We start from the raw sequence: 21718 nt of genomic DNA on the forward strand, positions 1-21718 counted from the left end.
CCTCGGGGGCCGTGGCCCCCTGTCTTTTTCCCCCCACGCCGGGCGCCCCGGGGCCCCCGGGGGGGTGGGGGTTTTTATTTGCCATGAACCCAAAAAACCCCCCCCTCCTCCCCGTTTTTCGCGGTGACCGGTCAGCCGGCCGCCGCCACCAGTTCCGCCACTGAGTCGTGCCATATCCGGTCCATGGGGAAGCCGGACTCGGTGAGCGCGTCGAGGCTGCTGCGGATCATGCCGGGAGGCCCCGAGAGATAGGCGTCGTACCGGTCCCACGGGCCGCGGGCCCGCACCGCGTCGGGCAGCTTCGTCCGGCCGTCGACCACGGTGTGGAAAGTGAACCAGGGGTGGGCCTGCTGAAGTCCGTGCAAGGTGTCGAGATCGTAGAGGCCTCGATCGCTTCGAGCACCGTAGAAGACCTCGACAGGACGCCTCTCGCCGTGCGCCGCGACGTCCTCGACGAGGGCCTTGATGGGCGCTATGCCCGTGCCGCCGCCCAGGCACAGCATCCCGTTGTCGGATGTGTGGTCGACGGTCATCGAGCCGGTGGGCGGGCCGAGGCGCACGACGTCGCCCGGGCGGGCGCGGTGGACCAGGGCGTTGGAGACCCAGCCGGCGGGAACCGCCTTGACGTGGAAGGAGAGCAGTCCGTCGGGGCGGGGCGCGGAGGCGAACGAGTAGTGCCGCCAGACCCTCGGCCACCAAGAGGTCTCCATGGCCGCGTACTGGCCGGCACGGAAGGGGTAGGGCTGGTGGGGGCGGAGGGTGACGACCGCGATGTCCGGGGCGCGCAGTTCGTGCGAGACGACCTCCGCCAGCCACCACGGCGGTGACGTGAGCTCGTCCTCGGCCGCCGCGTCGATCATGACCTGGGACATCGTCGTGTACGCACGCACCCAGGCGGCCTCCGTCTCGGCGTCCCAGGTGGTGGCCGCGTAACGGCTCAGCGCGCCGATCAGGGCCTCGCCGACGGCCGGGTACTGCTCGGGGGTGGTGCCGTACTTGCGGTGCCCGCGGCCCAGCTCGCGCAGGTACGCGACCAGGGTCTCGGAGTCGTCGATGTGCTCGGCGGCGGTCAGCAGGGCCTTCAGGAGGCGGTCGCGCTGGGCGTCCATGGCGACGGGGAAGAGCCCGCGCAGTTCAGGATGGCGGATGAAGAGGAGTGCGTAGAAGTACGAGGTGGCCTTGTCGGCCACGGGTGCGAGCTCCTCCATCGTCCGCCGGATCAGGGTGGCGTCCAGCGACGCCTTGCGCGGCGTGGGCGGCGTGGGCGGCGTGGCGCCAAGGGTGTCGCGCGCCGTTGCGGGGGCCGGTTCGGGATGGTCATCGGCGCCGTCGGAAGCAGTTCTGGAAGGATCGACTCCGTCGCGGTCCGGTCTCTCGCGCGGCGCGAACCAGTTCGTGTCCGCTTCTTCGTCGCCAGGGCCGCCATCGCCTGCCGTGCTGGTCGGAGCCTTCATTTCGCGCCTCGCCTCAAACGTCTGCGGTCGGTCCTGCACCTCCCCTGGTGGGAAATGCGCGTCTTCTTGCCTCCTCTCATGCCCGTCAAGGACGTTGTCACCGCATGTGATCCCTCACGGCTGCGGTCGACCGGCCGGCCTGGGCCACTCGCGTCCCGCCGGTCGGGGGTTTCGGGTGGAAACCGGATCGACCATACCGGTCGCTATCGAACAGACAAATCATTCCGGCGGTGCGGGTCGGAGTCCGGCGCGGACTGTGGTGCGGGCATGCGGGCCGGTCGGTCACACCGGCCTGGAAGCTCAGCCGGTTGATCTACCGCTGTCGGACCGGGGCCCCCGGCCGGATCGAGCGCATCCGCCCGTACGCGTACACGCATCCGGCCAGGGCGAGGTCCGACAGAAGCATGAAGCCGATGGAGTACGAGTTCTGCGCGCTGTAGATGGCGCCCATCACCAGGGGCGGCACAAATCCGCCCAGTCCCCCGACGGCGCCCACGATCCCGGTGACGGAGCCGACTCGGGGCTGCGGCGTGATCTGCGCGACCATCGCGAACACGGCCCCGCCCGCCGCTCCGAGCCCGGCCGCCATGCCGAGGAAGCAGATGGTGCCGAGCGGGGCGAGCGGCGGATCGAAGGCCTGCACGATGGCGAGCAGCGCCACGAGGGCCAGCGCGCCCGCGGTGACCGTGGCGGGGTGGACACGGTCCGCGAGCCAGCCGCCGATGGGCCGGAAGATGACGGTGGCCACGGCGAAACCGGCGGCCTTGGTGCCGGCGTCGGTGGGCGTCAGCTCGTACCAGGTCTTCAGATACGTCGGCAGGTAGACGCCGAACGCGACCACACCGCCGAACCCGATCGCGTACAGCGCCGAGAGTTCCCAGGTGACGCGGAGCCGGGCCGCCCCGCCCAGACGCGTGCCGAGACTCTCGGCGGGAACGGCGCGGCCGGGCAGGTCCCGAAGCAGCAGCGCACCGAGTACAGCGAAGGCGGCCAGCGCCACGGCGACCACGAGGAACGGCAGGTTCTCGCCGTGCTCGGCCATGCGGGGAGTGAAGTAACCGGAGAGCGCGACCCCGCCCGTGCCCATCCCGAAGACGCCGAGCGCGAAGCCCCGACGGGCCGGTGGGAACCAGGAGTTGACGAGCGGGACACCGATGGCGAACGTCGTCCCGCCGAGCCCCAGCAGGAATCCGGCGCCCAGCATGGCCGCGTACGAGTGCCGGGCGGGAATGAGCGCGAGCACCGGCACGATGGTGAGGGCCGAGACGAGCGGGAACATCAGCCGGGCGCCGTAGCGGTCGGTGAGGGCTCCCACGGGGATGCGGCCGAGCGAGCCGACGATGACGGGCACCGCGACGAGCAGCGACTGCTGAAAGGAGCTCAGCCCGAGATCGTCCTTGTAATCGCTGCCGAGCGGGGCGATGAGGTCCCAGGCCCAGAAGGTCAGAGCGAACCCGACGGTTGCCAGGGCGAGATTCAGACAGGCAGTGACGGAGGGCCTGGTACCCGGAGTGCCATCGGTCGTGTCCATAAGGGACAAATTAAGCGATTAAGTTCGTTATGCATTGTTACCCTGACGCGATCGATGAGCGTGTACGAGCGACGGCGGGTGGCAGACGCAGGTGACGGTGGTCAGCGGAACGAACGACGACGGCGGAACCGAACAGCAACTGCACGCCTTCACGCGGCAGTCGGCGGACCGGGCCCGGCTGATCGCCGGCCTGGCCGGCATCGTGCTCCTCGTGGGTCTTGCGGTCCTGGAGCGGGCCGCGCCCGACATCCTGATCGGCCCCGTGGTGTTCGCCGCAGGAGTCGTCATGGCCGTGGCACCGGCCGTTGCGGCCGTGGAGCGTCTGCTCAAGCGGGGTGGCCGGCTGGTCGCCGACGGCATCCTCGCCGCCCTCGTCGCGTATCTGACCGCGTTCGCCATCGACCTGTACGTCCACGGTCCGGCACCGGAGGCCCTGCGTCTCGCCCTGACCACCTCGGAGTCCGACGGCAGCAGCACCCCCATCCACCTGTACATCGCCACGGTCGTCGCGTTTGTCTCGATCGTCGGATTCGGCGACCGGCTCATCGTCCGCAACGCCACCTGGTTCAGCCTCGCCATCACGGCCGCCGCCGCCCTCGTGGAGCACCGCACCACCCTGGTCGGAGTGCTGGTCAGCTTCGCGCTCGGACGCACCGTCGCCTACGGAATCCGCTGGGCACGCGGCGCGGCCGACACCAGGCCCACCGGTGAAGCGGTGATGACCGCACTCGCCGGGGCGGATCTGGCCGTGGCCGACTGGACCCGCACACCCGACGGCACCGACGGGGCACGCCGTTACGCGGTGGACACCGAAGCCGGAACCCGCCTGGCCGTCACCGTCCTGGACCGCGACAGGCTCGCGGTCGGCCTCGCCTACCGCCTCTACCAGCGACTGCGCCTGCGCCGCCCGGCGCAGAGCCAGGGACTGGCCTCGCTGCAGCACATCGTGGAACAGCGCACCCTCCTCGCTCTCGCCGTCCGCGACAGCGGCATCCGTACGCCCAAGCTCGCGGCCGTCCGCAAACTGGGCTCCGACGCCGTGATGATCGCGTACCAGCAGATCGAAGGCCGCACCCTCGATCAACTGGAGCCCGAAGAACTCACCGACCCGCTCCTGGACCGCATCTGGCGGCTCACCGCCGAACTGCACCGCCACCAGATCAGCCACCGCAGACTCTCCACGGGAGCCTTCCTCGTGGACGATGCGGGCGTGGTGTGGCTGATGCGCCTGGAGGCCGGCGAGGTCGCGGCATCCGAGCTCCAGCAGCGGCTCGACGACGTGGAACTCCTGGCCACACTGGGCGTCCTGGTCGGCCCCGAGCGCGCCGTGAGCTCCGCTCGGGCCGTGCTCGGCGACGTGGCGATGGGCGCACTCCTCCCGCTGCTGCGGCCTGCCGTGGTCAGCGCCGAGACCCGCGCCCAGCTGCGCCGGCACAAGAGCGTGGTCGGCGGAGTCGCGGAGGAGATCCTCGCTTTCCAGCCGGAGGCCCCGCAGTCCCCGACAGTCGTGCTGGAGCGGCTGCGGCCGCGCACGATCCTCTCGGGCCTCGGCGGTGTGATCGCCGCGTACTTCCTGATCAGCCAGTTCTCCGGACAGCCGCTCGGCAGCCTCTTCAAAGGCATGTCCTGGCCCTGGGCCGCGCTGGCCCTGGGCGGCTCCGCGCTCACCTACGTGGCGGCGTCGATGGGTCTGGGCGGATTCGTACCCCAGCGGCTCAACAAACTGCACCTGCTGCTGGCCCAGTTCGCCGCCTCGTTCGTCACGCTGGTGACCCCGGCCGCCGTGGGCGGCGTCGCGCTGAACACCCGCTTCCTGCAGAAGGCCGGGGTGTCCTCCGGGCTCGCTGTGACCAGCATGGCCGCCTCGCAAGTGGCCAACTTCGGGGCGTTCCTGCTCCTGGTGATGCTGCTCGGGTCCATCTCCGGGTCGTCCCAGGGGTCCTACCTGCCGCCCTCGTCGGTCATCGTGACCGTACTGCTCGCGGTGGGTGTGCTCGGTCTGGTCGCCACCGCCGTGCCGCCGGTACGGAAGTTCGTGGTCACCCGGGTCAAGCCGTTCTTCTCGGGAGTCGGCCCGCGCATGCTGGAGCTGGTGAGCGACCCCCGCAAACTCCTCGTCGGCCTCGCCGGGTCGTTCATGCTGCCGCTCGTCGGGAGCCTGGCGCTGTGGGCCTCGGTCCGCGCCTTCGTACCCGACCAGCCGATCTCCTTCGCCACCGTCGCCGTCGTCTTCCTGATCGGCAAGACGGCGGGCTCCGTCGTCCCGACGCCCGGTGGCCTGGGGGCAGTCGAGGCCCTGCTGTCCGGAGGCCTGACGACGGCGACGGGCATCGGTGCCTCCACGGCGTTCTCCGCGGTGATCCTCTTCAGGCTCTTCACGTTCTGGCTGCCGATCGTTCCCGGCTGGCTGGCCACCACCTGGCTGCAGAAACGCGGCGCGCTGTAGCGCGGAGGGCTACGAGGCCCGCCACGCGTCGTCCGGGGCCGCAGCCCCGGTGGGCAGTTCCACCCGTACCGTCAGACCGCCGTCCGGGTTGGCCCGTGCGCTCACCGAGCCGTGATGTGCCCGGACGATGGAGCGGACGATGGCGAGACCGAGCCCATGCCCCGAACTGTCGCTGCTGACCCGTGAGTCGAGCCGGTAGAACGGTTCGAAGAGGCGGTCCACGATCGCCGGGTCGATCAGCGTCCCGGTGTTGTCCACCTCCAGCGTCACCATGGAGTCGAGGTCGTCGCGGAGCACGGTCAGACGTACGGAACCACCGGGTTCGTTGTGGCTCATGGCGTTGTCGAGCAGATTGAACACGAGCTGGCGGAGCAGTGCGCTGTTGCCGGTGACCGGGCAGTCGAGATCGCCGTCCGCCTCCAGAGCGACCGCGCACTTCTCGGCGCGTGGGGTGCGGTCGGCGACGGCGAGGTCGACGAGCGTGGCCAGGTCGACCGGATCGGGGTCGGGCTCCGCGTGCTCGGTGACGGCGAGTTCGAGCAGCGAGGTGACGATGGCGATGTTGCGTTCGTTCGTCTCGGCCAGCATCGGGGCGAGTTCGGCGAGCTCCCGGCCCGTCGGATCGGACTGGGCGAGCTGAAGGATGCTGCGGGTGGTGGCCAGCGGGGTGAGCAGCTCGTGGGAGGCATTGGCCGCGAACCGCTGGTGTGCGGCGAACGACTCCTCGAGCCGGTCCAGCATGGTGTCGAAGGTGTCGGCGAGCTCCTTGAGCTCGTCGGCGGGCCCCTCGGCGTTGATGCGGTACGCGAGATCGCCGGCGCCCGCCTTGGAGGCGGCCTGGCTGATGGTGTGCAGCGGTGCGAGCAGCCGTCGTGTGGCGATCCAGCCGCCGGCCAGACCGAGCGTGGTGACCAGGAGCAGCCCGGCGACGGACGTGGTGAGCACCAGGTGCCAGACGTCTTCTTTGTCGCGTACGGCGACCGTGTGGGAGAACTTGCTCACGTCCGTGCCCTTGGACGGCTGCGGGCTCGGGGCGGTGGACGAGGCGGAGGGCACCGCGGGCGGCGGGCTCACGGAGGTGACCGGCGTGTTCCCGGCGAGTTCGTACGTGGGCAGGTAGCGGATGCCGACGTAGATGATGGCGGTCATCAGTGCGCCCGAGGCGACCAGCGCGATGGCGAATCCCAGGTACAGACGGCGGTGGATGCTGAGCGTGCGCTTCATGCCCGGACGGCCAGGTAGTAACCCGCGCTGATCGCCGTGTGCACGAGTTGGGGGTCGCCCAGCTTCTTGCGGAGAGTGTGGATGACCAGGCGTACCGCGGTGGTGAACGGGTCGGCGTTCTCGTCCCACGCCTTCTCCAGCAGGTGCTCGGCGCTGAGCACCCCGCCGTCGGCGCGCATCAGCAGTTCCAGTACGGCCAGCTCCTTGGGAGCGAGGCGCACCTCGCGCCCCGCGCGGGTGACCTGCCTGCGGTGGGTGTCGAAGGCGACATCAGCGAAGGCCAGAACGGGGGCGTGGGCCCGGGGGCTGCGCCGGTGCAACGCCCGCAGCCGGGCGACCAGTTCAGGGAAGTCGAACGGTTTCGCCAGATAGTCGTCGGCTCCCAGGCCGAGCCCCTCCACCTTGTCGCCCAGTCGCCCCGCGGCGGTCAGCATGAGGATGCGGCAGTCCGGTTTGAGGGTGAGCAGCCGGCGGCAGACCTCGTCGCCGTGGACACCGGGGAGGTCGCGGTCGAGGATCACCGCGTCGTAGTCGTTGACGGTCAGCCGCTCCAGCGCCGTCGCCCCGTCGTGCACGACATCCGTGGCGATCGCTTCCCGGCGAAGCCCCATTTCCAGGACCCGTGCCATGTATTTCTCGTCCTCGACCACTAGTACGCGCACGCCTGATGTCCTCTTCCTTGCTCTTCCTTCCCCACAGGTATCAGACCCCGTGTTGGAACCGTGTATGAGCCACTCCCGATCTTCCGGGGCCTTCAAACGCTCTTCAAAACGTTCGCTTCCTAGGGTCGATTTCTGTCCAGATGATCGTGGAGACGGAGCGAAGAGAAGACTATGAATCTGTTCAAACGGGCGTGGTGGAGGCTGGTCGCCCATCTCGGCAAGACCGCGATGCTGGTGGGGTTGTTCTTCGTCATCTGCACGCTGGTCCTGTCGGGTTTCCTCATCCAGTCGTCGGCCGCGCGGGCCGCGGACGATGCCAAGAAGAGCGTCGGCGCCGTCGCGACCATGCAGCTCGACGTGGACGCCCTGATCGCCTCGGGCGGCGCGAGCAAGCCCAACGGCGCACAGGGCGGAACGATCGGTGCGGGCGGCAACCTGTACAGCGGTCCGGTCGACAAGATCGGCAAGACGTCCAAGGTGGTGTCGCAGTACAACTTCACCGCCGGTGCCGCGGCCGCGCCCTCCGGCGACGCCAAGCTCTACCAGCCGGTCCCGCCCCCGGCCGGTACGGACACCGGAGGCACCGACTTCTTCAAGGCCGAAGGTATCCGGGACACCGCGGCGGTACCCGACTTCCGCAACGGTTCCTCGAAGATCACGTCCGGATCCGGGATCACCCCCCGTACGACCGGCAACGCGGTGATGCTCGAAGAGCGCATGGCCAAGCTGAACCACCTGAAGGTGGGCGACAAGGTCCGCCTCAAGGTGGGCGAGATAGGGGTGTCCAACCACGGCAAGGACATCGAGTTCACCGTGGTCGGCATCTTCAAGAACGAGAATGCCGACACGGGCCTGTACACACCGGCGATCATGGATCCGGGCAATCAGATCTATGTCTCTCCCGAAGGCGCGAGCGTGTTGCGGGGAACGGAGCCGGGCGCCAAGGGAAGCGTCATCGAGAAGGCCACCTTCACCCTGCGCGACCCGGACGATCTCGACCAGCTGAAGAAGGACGCGAAAGCGGCCGGGGTGGATCCCGAGATCTTCCCGCTGTCCGTGAACGACAAGCAGTACAAGACCCTGGTCGGCCCCATCAACAAGACGGCGGGCTTCGCCACCCTCACCGTCTGGCTGGTCTCGGTCGCCGGAGCGGTCATCCTCGGACTGATCATCACCTCCTCGCTCCGCGAGCGCCGCAAGGAACTGGGCATCCTGCTCGCCCTGGGGGAGAAGAAGCCCAAACTCCTCGGGCAGCACCTGGTGGAGGTCGTCGCGTGTGCGCTGATCGCCATCGGGCTGTCGGCCGCGGCCAGCCAGTTCGTATCGGAGAGCGTGGGCAGCCGTCTGCTGGCCGGCGAGGTGTCCGATGCCAAGGACGCTCCGCAGGACGACGCCGTGGACCACAGCAGTACGTCGTCGGGAGCCAATTCCCCCTCGGACGACCAGCCCGACGTCAAGCCGATCGACCACATGGACATCCGGCTGAGCAATGGGGACATCGCCAAGGTCGGCATCACCGGCCTGGGCATCGCGACTCTGGCCACCCTGATCCCCGGGATCGCCGTACTGCGCCTCAAGCCGCGCGAAATCCTCACCAAGGGCGACTGACCATGACTTCAGACCATCCCGTACTCCAGCTGAACGGCATCACCCACAGCTACGCGGGCGGAAACCGCCGGCGGGTCGTCCTCAAGGACGTCAGCCACTCCTTCGAAGCCGGCCGGATGTACTCCGTGATCGGCCCCTCCGGCAGCGGGAAGACGACGCTCCTCTCCCTGGCCAGCGGCCTGGACAGCCCCGTGTCGGGCAGCGTGTCGTTCAAGGGCCGCAACATCGCCGAACTCGGCCTGGGCGCCTACCGGAACAGGCATGTGGCGACCGTCTTCCAGTCGCTGAACCTCCTCACCTATCTCACCGCCGTCCAGAACATCACCTCGGCGATGGAGATCACGGGTGTGAAGGGGCGGCACCGCAAGCGCAGGGCGGTGGAACTGCTCGACCGTCTCGGCATCGAGGAGAGCGAACACCACCGCAGAACACTCCAGTTGTCCGGCGGTCAGCAGCAGCGCGTGGCGATCGCCCGCGCGCTCGCCTGCGAGGTCGACATCCTCTTCGCCGACGAGCCGACCGGCAGCCTCGACCAGGACACGGCGGGGGAGATCATCGGTCTGTTCAAGGAACTCGCGCACGAGAGCGGCAAGTGCGTCGTCCTGGTCACGCACGCGCAGGCGGTCGCCGACGCCTCCGACGAGGTGCTCCACCTCAAGCGCGGCAAGCTCACGCGCATCCGCGGCTGAACCGGTCCGGCGCCCCGTGCCCGCCCGAAGTACAGGCGGACACGGCGCCGGTCCCGGCCGTCAGGAGAAGTCGCCGGACAGTGCGGCGGCCATCCGCAGATGCGGCGCCGCCTCGGCGTGCCGCCCCTGCCGCTCCAGGGTGCGGCCGAGCATCAGCAGCGCGTACTCCTCCACCGGGTCACGACCCAGCACCTCGCGCAGCTCGCTCTCGGCCCGTCCCAGCTGGGCGGAGTGGTAGTAGGAGCGGGCGAGCAGCAGCCGCGGCCCGACCTGCTCGGGGACCTCGTCGACCAGGACGCGCAGGATGAGCGCGGCCTTGTCGTACTCCTTCGCCCCGAAGAAGAGGTGCGCGCGCTCCCAGCGCTCCGCAGCCGTCCCCTCCATGAGGTACGTCTCCGTGATGTTCACTCGCCCTCCTTCTCCCGCGGTTCGCATGGACGAGGGGAGTAACACGCCCACCTGGTTGAACATTCCACTATGGCGTCGGCAGCCCCGGCACTGCTGCTCCCGGCCCGTCCGGCGCTAGGTTGTGCGCCATGAGCAATCTCGATGACCAGGCCACACTTTCCGTCTGTGGCGGCCGGGGATTTGTCGCCGCGGAGCCGGTGCGCGAACTTCTGAGCCCGCGCACCGTGAAGCTCGGAGCATCCACCGAGGTACGGAGGCTGCTGCCCAATCTGGGGCGGCGGATGGTCGGTGCCTGGTGCTTCGTCGATCACTACGGCCCCGACGACATCGCCGACGAGCCCGGCATGCAGGTCCCGCCCCACCCGCACATGGGACTGCAGACCGTCAGCTGGCTACACGAGGGCGAAGTGCTGCACCGTGACAGCGTCGGGTCGCTCCAGACCGTGGGCGCGCGCGAACTCGGACTGATGACCTCGGGCCGGGGCATCAGCCACTCCGAGGAGAGCCCCACATCCCACGCTAAGTTCCTGCACGGCGCGCAGCTCTGGGTCGCCCTGCCCGACGCGCACCGCACGACCGAACCCCACTTCCAGCACCACGCCGACCTGCCGGCCGTCACCGCCCCGGGCGTCGCCGCGACGGTCATCCTCGGCACACTGGACGGCGCCGCGTCACCGGGCACGACGTACTCCCCGCTCGTGGGCGCTGACCTGACGCTGACGGCCGGCGCCGAAGCGGGCCTGCCGCTCGACCCGGACTTCGAGTACGCGGTCCTCGCCATGTCCGGGGAGGCCCGCGTCGACGGGGTCCCGGTCCTCCCCGGCTCGATGCTCTACCTCGGCTGCGGCCGCACCGAACTCCCGCTGCGCGCGGTCTCCGACGCGAGCTTGCTCCTTCTCGGCGGGGAGCCGTTCGAGGAGGAGATCGTCATGTTCTGGAACTGGATCGGACGATCCGGCGAGGAGATCGCACAGGCTCGCTCGGACTGGATGACGGGCACCCGCTTCGGCGAGGTGAAGGGTTACGACGGGGCTCCGATCCCGGCCCCGGAGCTGCCCGCGACTCCCTTGAAGCCCAGGGGCAGGCGCCGCTGATCCGGCGTTCGACAGCGAGGCGTACACCGGGCCCCGCATCGGACGGCGCCACCCGTGCCGCTCCCGCGCGCCCGAAGGGTGCGGCACCGCCTCCGTATCGCGCGATCGGCCCTACAGGCATGGATCCGGACATGCGCTCAGTGATCGAGTCGGCACACAATGCAACGCGGGGGCAGTGCAGGCTCGACCGAAAGGCGACACCGTGGTGGACGGCCAGCCCGAGCGAGGGTCCGGTCCCGAGCGGCACAACAGGCGAGTGCCGGCGGCGATCGCCGACATGCCGGGGCATGTACGCAAGGAGTTCACACGGCGGCTGCGCCGTACCAAACGGGCCTACCGCGAAGACGACGTGCAGGTCGTCGAGGCGCCTCTGCTCAAGCGGGCGGTCAGCGCCTCGGCGCTCGGCAACTGCATGGAATGGTTCGATTTCGGCGTCTACAGCTACCTCGCCGCGACCATCGGCAAGGTCTTCTTCCCCAGCGCCTCGCCCAGCGCCCAGCTGATCTCCTCCTTCGCCACCTTCGCCGCCGCGTTCGTCGTACGCCCCCTCGGCGGCATCGTGTTCGGCCCGCTGGGGGACCGTATCGGCCGGCAGAAAGTCCTGGCCACCACCATGATCATGATGGCGGCGGGAACCTTCTCGATCGGTCTCATCCCCAGTTACGCCACGATCGGGGTGGCAGCGCCGATCCTCCTGCTGCTCGCCCGAATGGTCCAGGGGTTCTCCACCGGCGGCGAATACGGAGGCGCGACGACCTTCGTGGCCGAGTACTCTCCGGACCGCCGTCGCGGCTTCCTCTCCAGCTGGCTCGACTTCGGAACGTTCGTCGGCTACGCCCTCGGATCCGCACTGGTCACGGTGCTGAACCTGGCGCTCTCCGACGCCGAAATGCTGTCCTGGGGATGGCGCGTGCCCTTCCTGGTCGCGGGCCCGCTCGGGATCATCGGTCTCTACATGAGGATGAAGCTGGAGGAGTCCCCCGCCTTCCAGCAGCAGCTCGACGAGCACGAGAAGAGCCTCGCCCAGAAGTCCGCGGGCACGGAGTTCAAGACCATCGTCAAGAAGCACTGGCAGCCGCTGCTGCTGTGCGCGGGACTGGTCCTGCTCTACAACGTCACGAACTACATGGTCACCGGCTATCTGCCCACGTACCTGAACGAGACCCTCGACCGGTCGAGCAGCTTCGCGGACATGATGGTGCTCATCGGCATGCTCTGGATCGTCGTGCTCATCACCTTCATCGGACGCCTCAGCGACCATGTGGGCCGGCGTCCGGTGTACGCGGTCTCCGCGACGGCCATGATCATCCTTGCGGTCCCGGCCTTCCTGCTTCTCCAGGCGGACGGCACCTGGCTGCCCCTGCTCGGCGTCCTGATCCTGTCCACGCTGCTCGCGGGCTTCGCCGCACCGAGTGCGGCCACCCTGCCCGCCCTCTTCCCGACCGCCGTGCGGTACGCCTCCATGGGCATCGGCTTCAATTTCGCGGTGGCCGCCTTCGGGGGCACTACGCCGCTGGTCACCGAGGCGCTGGTCAGCGTCACCGGCAACAACCTCATGCCCGCGTACTACCTGATCCTCGCCGGGGTCATCGGCCTCGTGACCGTCAAGTTCCTGCCGGAGAGCGCCCAGATGCCACTCGACGGCTCCCAGCCGATGGTCGGATCGCGGGAGGAACAGCGCGAGCTGATCACCACGTCCCAGGATCTCTACCGCCTCGCCGCGGAACGCTCCTCCGGCAGCGGTGGTACATCGGATTCCTGACCGTGCGCCGGTATCAGTCGCGGTGTGCTCGTACGTCGCCGTTGACGGTGGTGAGCGCCATCGTGCGGTCGGACGATGCCTCACCGGTCGGGAGGGTGACGTAGGCACGGCCGTTGTCCGTGGTGGCTGTCACCCGGTAGGTGGGGGAGTCGTGCGGCACGGCGGTGTCCACCGAGCCGTTGGTGGTCGCGGCGGTGATGTGCCGGGGGGAGGTGGCGCACTGGGCCAGGACATCGCCGTTCACCGTTGCGGCGTGCAGTTGCGAGGCCCGTACGGCCGAGGTCCGCACGGATCCGTTGCGGGTGACCAGGCGCATGGGCGCGTCGGCCCGACCTGAACCGTCCACCACCACGTCGCCGTTGACGGTTGTCAGGTCAAGGGCGGCATCCACCCCCGCCGCGTCGATGCCCGCATTGCGCGCGCGGACCGTGACAGCGGCGCCGTCGGGCACGTCGACCTCGGGCATGCGCGGGCACGGCCGGTCACCGTCGTCATCCGTGGTGCAGGTCAGGTCCAGCACCCAGGTGTGATCGTGGTGGGACCAGTGGTGGTCGATGTCCTGGTCCACGGTGGCACGGCTGCCGTCCGTGGGGCGCAGGCGCAGCCCGTTGTCCGTGGTGATCATGATGTGTGCGCCGCCGTCGCCACCGCTCAACTCGGCGGCCCCGAAACTCCCTTGCCCGTCCGAGTGCTCATCGGACCCCCCGCCGCAGGCGGCGAGGAGCGGAGCCAGGGCCAGCACGGCCGCGAGGCATCGCACGTGTGCCTTCGTCGCAGCGTTCATAGGTCACGGCTGCCCCGGGCGAAGGCTTCCATGCGGACCACGGTCAGGCGCCGGCCGCCTCGTCCACGCCGGCGGAACGGCCGCGGAGGGCAACCAGCGCCAGGAGTGCGGAGAGCAGCGCTGCGGCGCCGCAGACCACGAACCCGATGGAGTAGCCATGGCCGAGTGCGTCCATGGCGAGGCTGTGGGCGGGTTTGAGTACGGGGGATGCCTCCGAGGCTCCGTTGACGGCGAGCGGGCCGCCCTCCTCGAGAACGGCCGCCGCGGCACCCTTCGTGGCATCAGGGAGGGCGGAGGCGTGTAGCGACGAGCCGAAGTGGGATGCCGCGCGGCTGAGTGCCACGGCGCCGATCACGGCAGGGCCGAGGGTGAACCCGAAGTCGCGCAGCAGGTTGGTGGTGGCGCTGGCCATCCCGGCGAGGTGCTGCGGAACCGTGTTGACGGCGGTGGCGGTGATCGATGACACGGTGATGGCGAAACCTACGCCGATCAGGCCCAGCGGCAGGATGAGCGAGGTGAAAGCCTCATCGGTGATCGGCAGGCTCGCGGCCCAGAAGTCTCCTCCGGCTATCAGCACCAGGCCGCCCGTCAGCACCAGGCCGGGAGCGACGTGCTTCAACAGTCGCTCGGTGACCGGGAGCAGGGCGAGAGCGAGTCCGTTGAGCAGCAGGAAGGCCATGGCGGTGTGCATGGGCTTCTGCTCCTGCACCGGACCGAGCCGGATGCTCACGGCGTACGCGGTGCCGAGGAAGCTGAACATGCCGACCACGGCGACGGCAGAGGCCACCGCGAATGAGCGGTTGCGGAAAAGGTCCAGCCGCAGCAGGGGTGATTTCACGCGCAGTTCGGCGAACACGAAGGCCGCGAGGAAGACCGCGGCCAGCAGGAATCCGGCCAGTACTGGCGTCGATCCCCAGCCGTCGGTGGGGCCCTGGATGATGGCGTACAGCAGCGCGAACAGGCCGAGCCCGATGGTGATCTGTCCGGCCGGGTCCAGTGAACGCCCCTCGGGGGCCCGCGAGTTCTGTGCGAGCAGTGCGCTCACCAGCGCGCTCGCCAGGGCGATGGCCACGACCACGACGAAGGACCAGCGCCAGGAGCCGTAGGTGGCCGTGATTCCGCCCAGGAGCGGGGCGAGGAAACCGCCGGTGGAGAGGCATGCGGCCCAGAGCGCGATGACACGGGCCCGCTGGGTGTGTGTACGGGTGCCTGCGGCGATCACCGCCAGCGAAGTGGGGAACAGTGCTGCCGCGCCCAGGCCGGCGAGCGCCTGCCCCGCCCAGAGTTGGTGCACGCCGTCGCTGGAGGCGCTGACGACCTCGCCCACGGCCATGAGCAGCGCGCCGCCGACGAGCAGTCGCTTGCGGCCGAAGAGGTCGCCGAGCACGCCGAACGTCAGCTCCAGGACGGCGACCGGCAGGAGGAAGGCGTCGGATATCCAGGTCAACTGCGAACCCACCGGGTGCAGTTCGCTCTGGAAGAGGCCGTTGAGCGTGGCAGGGATGGCGAGGCCGATCTGTGCCAGACAGACGGCGAGGCAGCCGGCGATGAGCGTTCCGACGGCCAGCGTCGATGCGTCTGGCCCTGGGGATTTCGTGGTCTTTGCGGCGGTGGCGGGCACGGGGGCTCCTGAGGTGAGGCGGAGAGGGGGCGGTCTGGTGGGAGGCGGCGGTCAGCCGTGTGTGCGGCGGACGCCGACCAGGGCGGCCGGACGCAGGCTCGTGAACGCCGCGCCGTCCAGGCCGAGCGCCGTGGCGCTGTTCTGCAGTTGCCGGGCGTCCGTAGAGCTGCCCCAGGCCCCTGTGCCGATCCGGTGCTCCAGCGCATGCAGCGAGGCGATGGCCTCTGCGGTGGTGAAGTTGCAGTGGCCCTGCCGGGATACGTAGGCCTGGCGCAGCTGCCGGGAGTTCCCGGCCGCCCGCACGCGTGCGGCGAAGACGTTCTCCTGCTCGACCGGCACCAGTTGGTCGGACGACGTGTGCACATCCAGCAGCGGGACGGCGAGGCCCTGGCTGGCGGTTGAGGTGTGCTCCAGCTTCCGTACCGCCGCAGGATCGGCGGTGATGTCCGCGCCGTGGGTGAGCCGGTCGAGGTCCTTGCGCAGGTCCAGCCCGGACGCCCGGTAGAGGGCCTTCACCTGGGTGGCGCGGGAGGAGTCGTCGAGCAGTTCGGCGTAGTCGACTCCCCGGTTCCAGGAGGTGTTGCCGCCCGCGGACTGCTCCACCGCGTACCGGCCGGAGACGATGAAGTGCAACAGGCCCTGGGCGAGCCACGCGTACTGCTGGGTCTCCTGGCCGGCGTAGTCGTGGGCGGCGGGAGGCTCCTGGCCCGGGGCCCAGTCGGCGAGGTTGAGGTACGCGGCGGCGAGGGCGATGCGGGCGCGGCCCTCGGCGGTGGCCTGGGCCCGGGCGACGGCCGCGGTGAGCCTGCCGGCCAGCGCGTCGGCGTCGTCGGGACCGGAGAAGCCCACGAGTGCGCCGGTGTCGTCGGGATCCAGCAGCGCGGCGATGGCGTACTCGGCGTCCAGTTGGTAGTTGTCCAGGTCCACGCCGCCCGCCACCAGTCCGCAGAAGCCCAGGGCGCCGTCGATGCGGCCCGCGCCGTCGCGGGCGATCTGGGCGTTGACCAGGCCGCCCATCGACTGGCCGACCGAGATGATCCGCCGCGGCCCGCCGACCTCCCTGCGGAAGGCGTCGATGGTGGCGAACTGATCGCGTTCCGCCGAGTTCAGTGCCCACAGCGAACCGTTCGGATCGTACGAGGACCCGGCCAGGGCATAACCCCGGGCGAGCAGTTCCCGCTGTACGTCGGCGGTCGGCGCGTCCTGGGCCGCGAGGCTGCCGAAGCCGTGGCTGAAGACCAGCAGGGTGCCGTTCCAGTCGGCGGGGGTGTCCGAGATCCAGCCGGCGCCGTCGGCGAGCGTGCCGGTGTGATGGGTGACTGCGGCGGGCGCTGCTTCGGCGGAGGTGACAGAGGTGGTGAGGGTCAGCACGAAAGCGGCGCAGGAGAGAAAGAGGCCACGTATCGGGCGAGTGGGCATGGGAGGAGCTCCGCTTCTGAGAGGGGGGAGCGTGCCTGGAGTGGAGTGAATGTAGGGCCATACTGAAACGGCCGTCAATATTCTGACGAATATCAAGTCAGGGGTGTGCGCGGGGAAGAACGCCGATCGACCGGGCGGCGCCTGCTCAGGCGTAGTGGCGGTAGATCGCCGTCGCCACGCAGGCCGGCTTCTCGGACCCTTCCGTTTCCACCGTGAAGACCAGCCGCATCTCGACGCCGTTCCCCCGGACCTCGTCCACGGACTCCACCGTCGCGTGCAGGCGGATCTTCGCGCCGACCTTCACCGGGCTGGGGAAGCGGACCCTGTCCAGTCCGTAATTGATGCTCATCGAGATCCCCTCGACCGCCAGAAGATCGTTGAAGAGCGGGATGACCAGGGAGAGCGTGAGGTAGCCGTGGGCGATCGCCGCACCGAAGGGGCCGTCCTTGGCCCGCTCGGGGTCGACATGGATCCACTGGTGGTCCCCGGTCGCGTCGGCGAAGGTGTTGATGCGCTCCTGGGTGATCTCCAGCCAGTCGGTCCGGCCGAGGTCGGCGCCGGCGAGAGACTTGATCTCGGGGAGGCCGGTGACGGTGCGAAGGGCGGTGGTCATGCGTTTCCTCCGGAAGGGTGCGGGCAACTGCCGCCGTAGGCACGGCGGATGGGGAGTTTGAGGAGCTTTCCCGCGCCGCTGCGCGGCAGTTCGTCGGTGAAGACGACGGACTTCGGGATCTTGTAGCGGGCGAGGCGGCCCTCGAGCGAGGCGAGCAGACCGGACTCGCCGGGGCTTGCGCCCTCGCGCAGCACCACGACCGCGCGGCCCACCTCGCCCCACTTCTCGTCGGGGACGCCGATCACGGCGCAGTCCACGACATCGGGGTGCTCGTACAGGACGTTCTCCACCTCGGCCGGGTAGATGTTCTCGCCGCCCGAGATGATCATGTCCTTGGCGCGGTCGACGATTCTCACGTAGCCGTCCGCGTCGGCGACGGCCACGTCGCCGGTACGGAACCAGCCGTCGGTCAGCACCTGCGCCGTCTCCTGTGGCAGACCCCAGTAGCCGGACATGATGTTCGGGCCCTCGACGACCAGTTCGCCGCGCTCGGCGTCCTGGCCGGCGGGGTCGACGATCCGTACGTCGCTGAAGAAGTGCGGCACTCCCGCGGTGCCCGCCTTGGCCAGGGCGTTCTCCGCGTCGAGGAGGCAGACGCCGGGCGATGCCTCCGTCATTCCGTACCCCTGGACGAAGCTCAGGCCGCGCCGCTCGTAGGTGTGGATGAGTGCCTCGGACACGGGTGCGCCGCCGCACATCATCGTGCGTACGGAGGAGAGGTCGGCCGTCTCGAACCGGTCGTCGGCGGCGATCTGCTGGAACATCGCCGGCACGCCGAACATCATGGTCACCCGGTGCTCCTCGACCAGGTCGAGGGTGCGTCCGGGCGAGAACGACTCCTCCAGGACGAGGGTTCCGCCCTTGAGGAAGGTCGGCAGGCAGGTCATGTTGAGGGCCGCCGTATGGAACATCGGGGCGGACAGCAGGGTCACCTCGTCGGATGCGATGTCACCGTCGACCAGGGTGTTGAGACTGTTCCAGGTCAGATTGCCGTGGGTGAGACCGGCGCCCTTCGCACGGCCCGTCGTGCCCGAGGTGTACATGATCATCGCGAGGTCGTCGAGGGTGACGGCCTCGTCGAGCGGGTCTGCCACGGACCGCGCGAGTGCGGTCTCGTACGCGTCGCCGACCTGGAGGCGGGGCAGGCCCGAGCGCTGGGCGAACCCGGCGAAGGGTGCCGCATGGACCAGGAAGGACGTGCCCGAGTCTGTCAGGCAGTGCGTCAGCTCGGGCTCGGCCAGACGGGAGTTGAGAGGAACGAAGACCGCTCCCAGACGCCCCGTGGCGAAGAGGGTCTCCAGGAACGCGGGATGGTTGGGGCCGAGGAAGGCGACCCGGTCGCCGCGCCCCGCGCCCGCCGAACGCAGGTGGTGGGCGAGGCGCGTGGTGCGATCGTGCAGCTGCGCATAGGTGCGACGGGAGTCCTGGTGGACGACGGCGATGCGGTGCGGACTCTTGCGACTGCGCCGTGCGGTCCAGGAGCCGATGCTGTGGTCGCGCATACGGGAACTCCTTTGTATCCCTGATGCTGTGGGCAGAGGCACATGGTGGTCAGTCCTTGCGGAAGCCGAACAGCCGGGCCGCGTTCTCCTTGAGGATCTTGGGCCGGACCTCCTCCTTGATGGGCAGCGCGGCGAAGTCCTTCAGCCAGCGCTCCGGGGTGAGCAGCGGATAGTCGGTGCCGAACAGCACCTTGTCCTTGAGGAGGGTGTTCGCGTACTGGACGAGCTGCGGCGGGAAGTACTTCGGGGACCAGCCCGACAGGTCGATGTAGACCTGCGGCTTGTGGGTGGCCACCGACAGCGCCTCGTCCTGCCACGGGAAGGAAGGGTGCGCCATGATGATCGGCATCCCGGGGAAATCGGCGGCGACGTCGTCGATGTACAGGGGGTTGGAGTACTTCAGACGGATGCCGCCGCCACCGGGTGCCCCGGCGCCGATGCCGGTCTGGCCGGTGTGGAACACCGAGATGGCTCCGGCCTCCTCGATCGCCTCGTAGAGGACGTACGCGGAGCGGTCGTTGGGGTAGAAGGCCTGGACGCTGGGGTGGAACTTGAATCCCCGTACCCCGAAGTCCCTGACCAGGCGTGCGACTTCACGGGCTCCCGCCCGCCCCTTGGCCGGGTCGATCGAGGCGAAGGGGATGATCACGTCCGGGTTCTCGGCGGCCGCCTCGGCGATCTCCTCATTGGGGACGGCGGGTGTGCCGGTGGCCGCCTCTGCGTCCACGGTGAAGACGACGCAGGCCATCCTCCGCTCCCGGTAGTAGGCGGCGATTTCCGGCAGCGTCGGCCTGCGGTTTCCGCCGTCCACCTTGAAATACGTGCTCGACGCCTTCTCCAACTCGCCGGAGAGCGAGCCCTGGCCGCGCGAGGACACCTCGGCATGCGTGTGCACGTCGATGGCGGTGATCGCGTCGAGGTCGATTCCCGTCATGGGGGTCTCCTTACAGCGTCGGGGCGGGGATGCCGTACGTCTCCGGGCGTTGACCCACCGAGACCGGCCAGGCGGCTGCGATCGCATCCGCCGACCAGCCACCGTCCTGGTACGCGGCGGACACCTCCTGCGGGTGCGACCAGAGCGAGAGCTTGTCGCCGCCGATGCCGATGCACTGTCCCGTGACCTCCCGCGCCGCCTCGGAGGCGAGGAAGACGACCAGGCCCGCACAGTCCTCGGCGGTGCCGAAGGCGACGCCCTTGCGCAGCGCATCCGGGAAGGGGGTGCCGTCGTTCTCGTACGCCTCGATGTGGGGCGCGAACAGCGGCATGGTCCTCGTCATCTCGGTGGCGGCGTTGGGAACGACCGCGTTGGCGGTGATGCCCGCCCTGGCCAGCTCCATCGCCCAGGTGCGGACCATCGCCGCGATGCCCGCTTTGGCGGCCGCGTAGTTGGTCTGGCCGAAGTTGCCGCGCTGGCCGGCCGGGGAGCCCGCGACGATGATCCGGCCGCCGCCGCCCTGCTCGCGCATGCGGACGGCGGCGGCACGGGCGCAGGTGAAGGTGCCGCGCAGATGCACCTGCTGGACGGTGTCGAAGTCGTCGTCGGACATCTTCCACAGCACGCGGTCCCGCAGCACCCCGGCGTTGGTGACCATGACATCCAGCCGTCCGAATTCCGCCACGGCACGGTTCACCAGCGCTTCCGCGGCCTCAGCGGTCCCCACGGCGGCCACCTCGGCGACGGCGGTTCCACCCGCTCCGGTGATGTGCTTGACCGCCGCCTCGGCGGCTGCCGCGTCGACATCGTTGACGACGACCGACGCGCCTGCCGCGGCGAGCGCACCGGCGTAGGCGAGCCCGAGCCCGCGCCCGCTGCCGGTCACGACGGCGACCTTGCCGGAAAGGTCCATGATTATGTCTCCTAAGGCAGGTGGGGGCCCTGCGGCGAACCGGTGGCACGGGGCTGCGCGGCAGGGCGACGAGAATGACGCTATGCACTCTGCTTGCGGCAGTCAATGGAGTGCGTAACATTGGCCTGGTCGACGGTACGGACAACGGAGGGGCGACATGACGGGCGACAGCGGGGAGACGACGGGCTCGGTGGCGGGGGAGGACGACGCGCGCGAGGCGGACACCGCGCTGCGGCCGCAGACCGTCATGCTCACCTTCCTCGGCAACTACGTCCTGGGAGGCGACATCTGCGTCTACTCGGGCAGCATCATCGAGGTCTTCCGCAGGGTTGGCGTGGGTGAGCACGCCACCCGCTCGACGCTGACCCGCATGGTCAACCGCGGGCTGCTGCACCGCCGTCGGGAGGGGCGGCGCATGTACTTCGGGCTCACCGACCGCGCCACCGCGATCCTGCGGGACGGCGAGAACCGCGTCTGGAAACGCGGCGCCGTCAACGACGAATGGGACGGCACCTGGACCCTCCTGGCGTTCTCCCTGCCGGAGTCCTCGCAACGCCAGCGGCACGACCTGCGCTCCCGGCTGACCTGGGCGGGCTTCGGGCCGCTGATCGGCGGGCTGTGGATCGCCCCCGGCCCCGCGGACGTCACCGCGATCACCGGGGACCCGGAGTTCGGTGCGTACGTCTCGGTCTTCCGTTCGACCGCGGACCCCGCGACGGACATCGACGCCCTGGTCCACTCGGCCTGGGATCTCGCGACCCCGGCGGCCGGCTACCGCGACTTCCTCGACCGGTGGGCGGACTTCGCCGCCGGAGCCGCAGCACCGGATCTCGACGAACTGGCCACGAAACTGCGCCTGTTGACCGAATGGCTGCAGATCGTCCGCGCCGACCCCTATCTGCCGGTACGCCACCTCCCCGCCGACTGGCCGGCGGCGGCCGCCGAGGACGTCTTCCGCCGGGCCGACGCCCGGGTGGACTCCCTCGCGCGCGCCCAGGCCGAACGGCTGCTGGAGACGGTGCCTCCGAACGGCTGAACTCCGCACAGGTCGAGG

18 protein-coding genes are annotated in these 21718 nt (G+C 69.6%); 6 read left to right on the forward strand and 12 right to left on the reverse strand.

The window, feature by feature from the left end; translation table 11 throughout:
- Positions 1-131: 131 nt before the first annotated feature.
- Together AB0H78_RS20895 and AB0H78_RS20900 are read right to left on the reverse strand one after the other, a co-directional pair.
- Positions 132-1454, reverse strand: coding sequence for a globin domain-containing protein (locus AB0H78_RS20895; RefSeq protein ID WP_363235977.1), 1323 nt, complete (start codon positions 1452-1454; stop codon positions 132-134).
- Between the two features lie 313 nt (positions 1455-1767).
- Positions 1768-2985 (reverse strand): MFS transporter, encoded by a 1218-nt coding sequence (locus tag AB0H78_RS20900; RefSeq protein ID WP_363235978.1) that lies wholly within the window; start codon positions 2983-2985, stop codon positions 1768-1770.
- A gap of 97 nt (positions 2986-3082) precedes the next feature.
- Between AB0H78_RS20900 and AB0H78_RS20905 the strand changes: the two genes are divergently transcribed.
- Complete coding sequence (locus tag AB0H78_RS20905; protein ID WP_363235979.1) at positions 3083-5431, forward strand: flippase-like domain-containing protein; 2349 nt, start codon at positions 3083-3085, stop codon at positions 5429-5431.
- A gap of 9 nt (positions 5432-5440) precedes the next feature.
- Here the strand turns inward: AB0H78_RS20905 and AB0H78_RS20910 are convergent, their stop codons facing one another.
- On the reverse strand, positions 5441-6655 hold the full coding sequence (locus AB0H78_RS20910) for a HAMP domain-containing sensor histidine kinase (RefSeq protein WP_363235980.1): 1215 nt from the start codon (positions 6653-6655) through the stop codon (positions 5441-5443).
- Positions 6652-7317 (reverse strand): response regulator transcription factor, encoded by a 666-nt coding sequence (locus AB0H78_RS20915; protein WP_363235981.1) that lies wholly within the window; start codon positions 7315-7317, stop codon positions 6652-6654. Before AB0H78_RS20915 ends, AB0H78_RS20910 begins: the two co-directional genes overlap by 4 nt.
- A 171-nt stretch (positions 7318-7488) precedes the next feature.
- On the opposite strand from AB0H78_RS20915, the gene AB0H78_RS20920 reads away from it, so the two are divergent.
- Both AB0H78_RS20920 and AB0H78_RS20925 read left to right on the forward strand, forming a co-directional pair.
- A complete protein-coding gene (locus AB0H78_RS20920; RefSeq protein WP_363235982.1) occupies positions 7489-8925 on the forward strand; it encodes an ABC transporter permease in 1437 nt (478 codons plus the stop codon).
- Between the two features lie 2 nt (positions 8926-8927).
- Positions 8928-9614, forward strand: coding sequence for an ABC transporter ATP-binding protein (locus tag AB0H78_RS20925; protein WP_363235983.1), 687 nt, complete (start codon positions 8928-8930; stop codon positions 9612-9614).
- A gap of 60 nt (positions 9615-9674) precedes the next feature.
- On the opposite strand, the gene AB0H78_RS20930 is transcribed toward AB0H78_RS20925, so the two are convergent.
- Entirely contained in the window at positions 9675-10022 is a 348-nt protein-coding gene (locus AB0H78_RS20930; protein WP_363235984.1) for a tetratricopeptide repeat protein, read from the reverse strand.
- A 128-nt stretch (positions 10023-10150) separates the two neighbouring features.
- Between AB0H78_RS20930 and AB0H78_RS20935 the strand changes: the two genes are divergently transcribed.
- Both AB0H78_RS20935 and AB0H78_RS20940 read left to right on the forward strand, forming a co-directional pair.
- Positions 10151-11116, forward strand: a complete 966-nt coding sequence (locus tag AB0H78_RS20935; RefSeq protein ID WP_363235985.1) for a pirin family protein — start codon at positions 10151-10153, stop codon at positions 11114-11116.
- Between the two features lie 277 nt (positions 11117-11393).
- Positions 11394-12878 carry an MFS transporter gene (locus AB0H78_RS20940; protein ID WP_363236070.1) on the forward strand — a complete coding sequence of 495 codons (1485 nt, stop codon included), beginning with the start codon at positions 11394-11396 and terminating at the stop codon, positions 12876-12878.
- Positions 12879-12891: 13 nt separating this feature from the next.
- Here AB0H78_RS20940 and AB0H78_RS20945 read toward each other — a convergent pair whose 3' ends face one another.
- The 7 genes from AB0H78_RS20945 to AB0H78_RS20975 form a co-directional block, all read right to left on the reverse strand.
- Complete coding sequence (locus AB0H78_RS20945) at positions 12892-13662, reverse strand: DUF4097 family beta strand repeat-containing protein (protein ID WP_363235986.1); 771 nt, start codon at positions 13660-13662, stop codon at positions 12892-12894.
- A gap of 43 nt (positions 13663-13705) precedes the next feature.
- Positions 13706-15283 carry an MFS transporter gene (locus tag AB0H78_RS20950; protein WP_363235988.1) on the reverse strand — a complete coding sequence of 526 codons (1578 nt, stop codon included), beginning with the start codon at positions 15281-15283 and terminating at the stop codon, positions 13706-13708.
- Positions 15284-15334: 51 nt separating this feature from the next.
- Positions 15335-16702 (reverse strand): alpha/beta hydrolase, encoded by a 1368-nt coding sequence (locus AB0H78_RS20955; protein ID WP_363235989.1) that lies wholly within the window; start codon positions 16700-16702, stop codon positions 15335-15337.
- Positions 16703-16847: 145 nt separating this feature from the next.
- A complete protein-coding gene (locus AB0H78_RS20960; protein WP_363235990.1) occupies positions 16848-17315 on the reverse strand; it encodes a MaoC family dehydratase in 468 nt (155 codons plus the stop codon).
- Positions 17312-18817 (reverse strand): long-chain fatty acid--CoA ligase, encoded by a 1506-nt coding sequence (locus AB0H78_RS20965; protein ID WP_363235991.1) that lies wholly within the window; start codon positions 18815-18817, stop codon positions 17312-17314. Before AB0H78_RS20965 ends, AB0H78_RS20960 begins: the two co-directional genes overlap by 4 nt.
- Before the next feature lie 49 nt (positions 18818-18866).
- On the reverse strand, positions 18867-19751 hold the full coding sequence (locus tag AB0H78_RS20970) for an amidohydrolase family protein (RefSeq protein ID WP_363235992.1): 885 nt from the start codon (positions 19749-19751) through the stop codon (positions 18867-18869).
- A gap of 10 nt (positions 19752-19761) precedes the next feature.
- Complete coding sequence (locus AB0H78_RS20975) at positions 19762-20664, reverse strand: SDR family oxidoreductase (protein WP_363235993.1); 903 nt, start codon at positions 20662-20664, stop codon at positions 19762-19764.
- Positions 20665-20821: 157 nt separating this feature from the next.
- Here AB0H78_RS20975 and AB0H78_RS20980 point away from each other — a divergent pair, with 157 nt between their 5' ends.
- The gene (locus tag AB0H78_RS20980; protein ID WP_363235994.1) at positions 20822-21700 is read left to right on the forward strand and encodes a PaaX family transcriptional regulator C-terminal domain-containing protein; all 879 of its coding nucleotides are present in this window, start codon (positions 20822-20824) and stop codon (positions 21698-21700) included.
- Positions 21701-21718: the final 18 nt, after the last annotated feature.

Origin of the sequence: Streptomyces sp. NPDC050738 (assembly GCF_040654175.1) — a bacterium.
GTDB lineage: Bacteria > Actinomycetota > Actinomycetes > Streptomycetales > Streptomycetaceae > Streptomyces.

Bases quoted from the DNA above. Each gene is read 5' to 3' on its own strand.
- AB0H78_RS20895 (WP_363235977.1), bottom strand. From the start codon at position 1,454: ATGAAGGCTCCGACCAGCACGGCAGGCGATGGCGGCCCTGGCGACGAA.
- AB0H78_RS20900 (WP_363235978.1), bottom strand. From the start codon at position 2,985: ATGGACACGACCGATGGCACTCCGGGTACCAGGCCCTCCGTCACTGCC.
- AB0H78_RS20910 (WP_363235980.1), bottom strand. From the start codon at position 6,655: ATGAAGCGCACGCTCAGCATCCACCGCCGTCTGTACCTGGGATTCGCC.
- AB0H78_RS20920 (WP_363235982.1), top strand. From the start codon at position 7,489: ATGAATCTGTTCAAACGGGCGTGGTGGAGGCTGGTCGCCCATCTCGGC.
- AB0H78_RS20925 (WP_363235983.1), top strand. From the start codon at position 8,928: ATGACTTCAGACCATCCCGTACTCCAGCTGAACGGCATCACCCACAGC.
- AB0H78_RS20935 (WP_363235985.1), top strand. From the start codon at position 10,151: ATGAGCAATCTCGATGACCAGGCCACACTTTCCGTCTGTGGCGGCCGG.
- AB0H78_RS20940 (WP_363236070.1), top strand. From the start codon at position 11,394: ATGCCGGGGCATGTACGCAAGGAGTTCACACGGCGGCTGCGCCGTACC.
- AB0H78_RS20945 (WP_363235986.1), bottom strand. From the start codon at position 13,662: ATGAACGCTGCGACGAAGGCACACGTGCGATGCCTCGCGGCCGTGCTG.
- AB0H78_RS20955 (WP_363235989.1), bottom strand. From the start codon at position 16,702: ATGCCCACTCGCCCGATACGTGGCCTCTTTCTCTCCTGCGCCGCTTTC.
- AB0H78_RS20960 (WP_363235990.1), bottom strand. From the start codon at position 17,315: ATGACCACCGCCCTTCGCACCGTCACCGGCCTCCCCGAGATCAAGTCT.
- AB0H78_RS20965 (WP_363235991.1), bottom strand. From the start codon at position 18,817: ATGCGCGACCACAGCATCGGCTCCTGGACCGCACGGCGCAGTCGCAAG.
- AB0H78_RS20970 (WP_363235992.1), bottom strand. From the start codon at position 19,751: ATGACGGGAATCGACCTCGACGCGATCACCGCCATCGACGTGCACACG.
- AB0H78_RS20975 (WP_363235993.1), bottom strand. From the start codon at position 20,664: ATGGACCTTTCCGGCAAGGTCGCCGTCGTGACCGGCAGCGGGCGCGGG.
- AB0H78_RS20980 (WP_363235994.1), top strand. From the start codon at position 20,822: ATGACGGGCGACAGCGGGGAGACGACGGGCTCGGTGGCGGGGGAGGAC.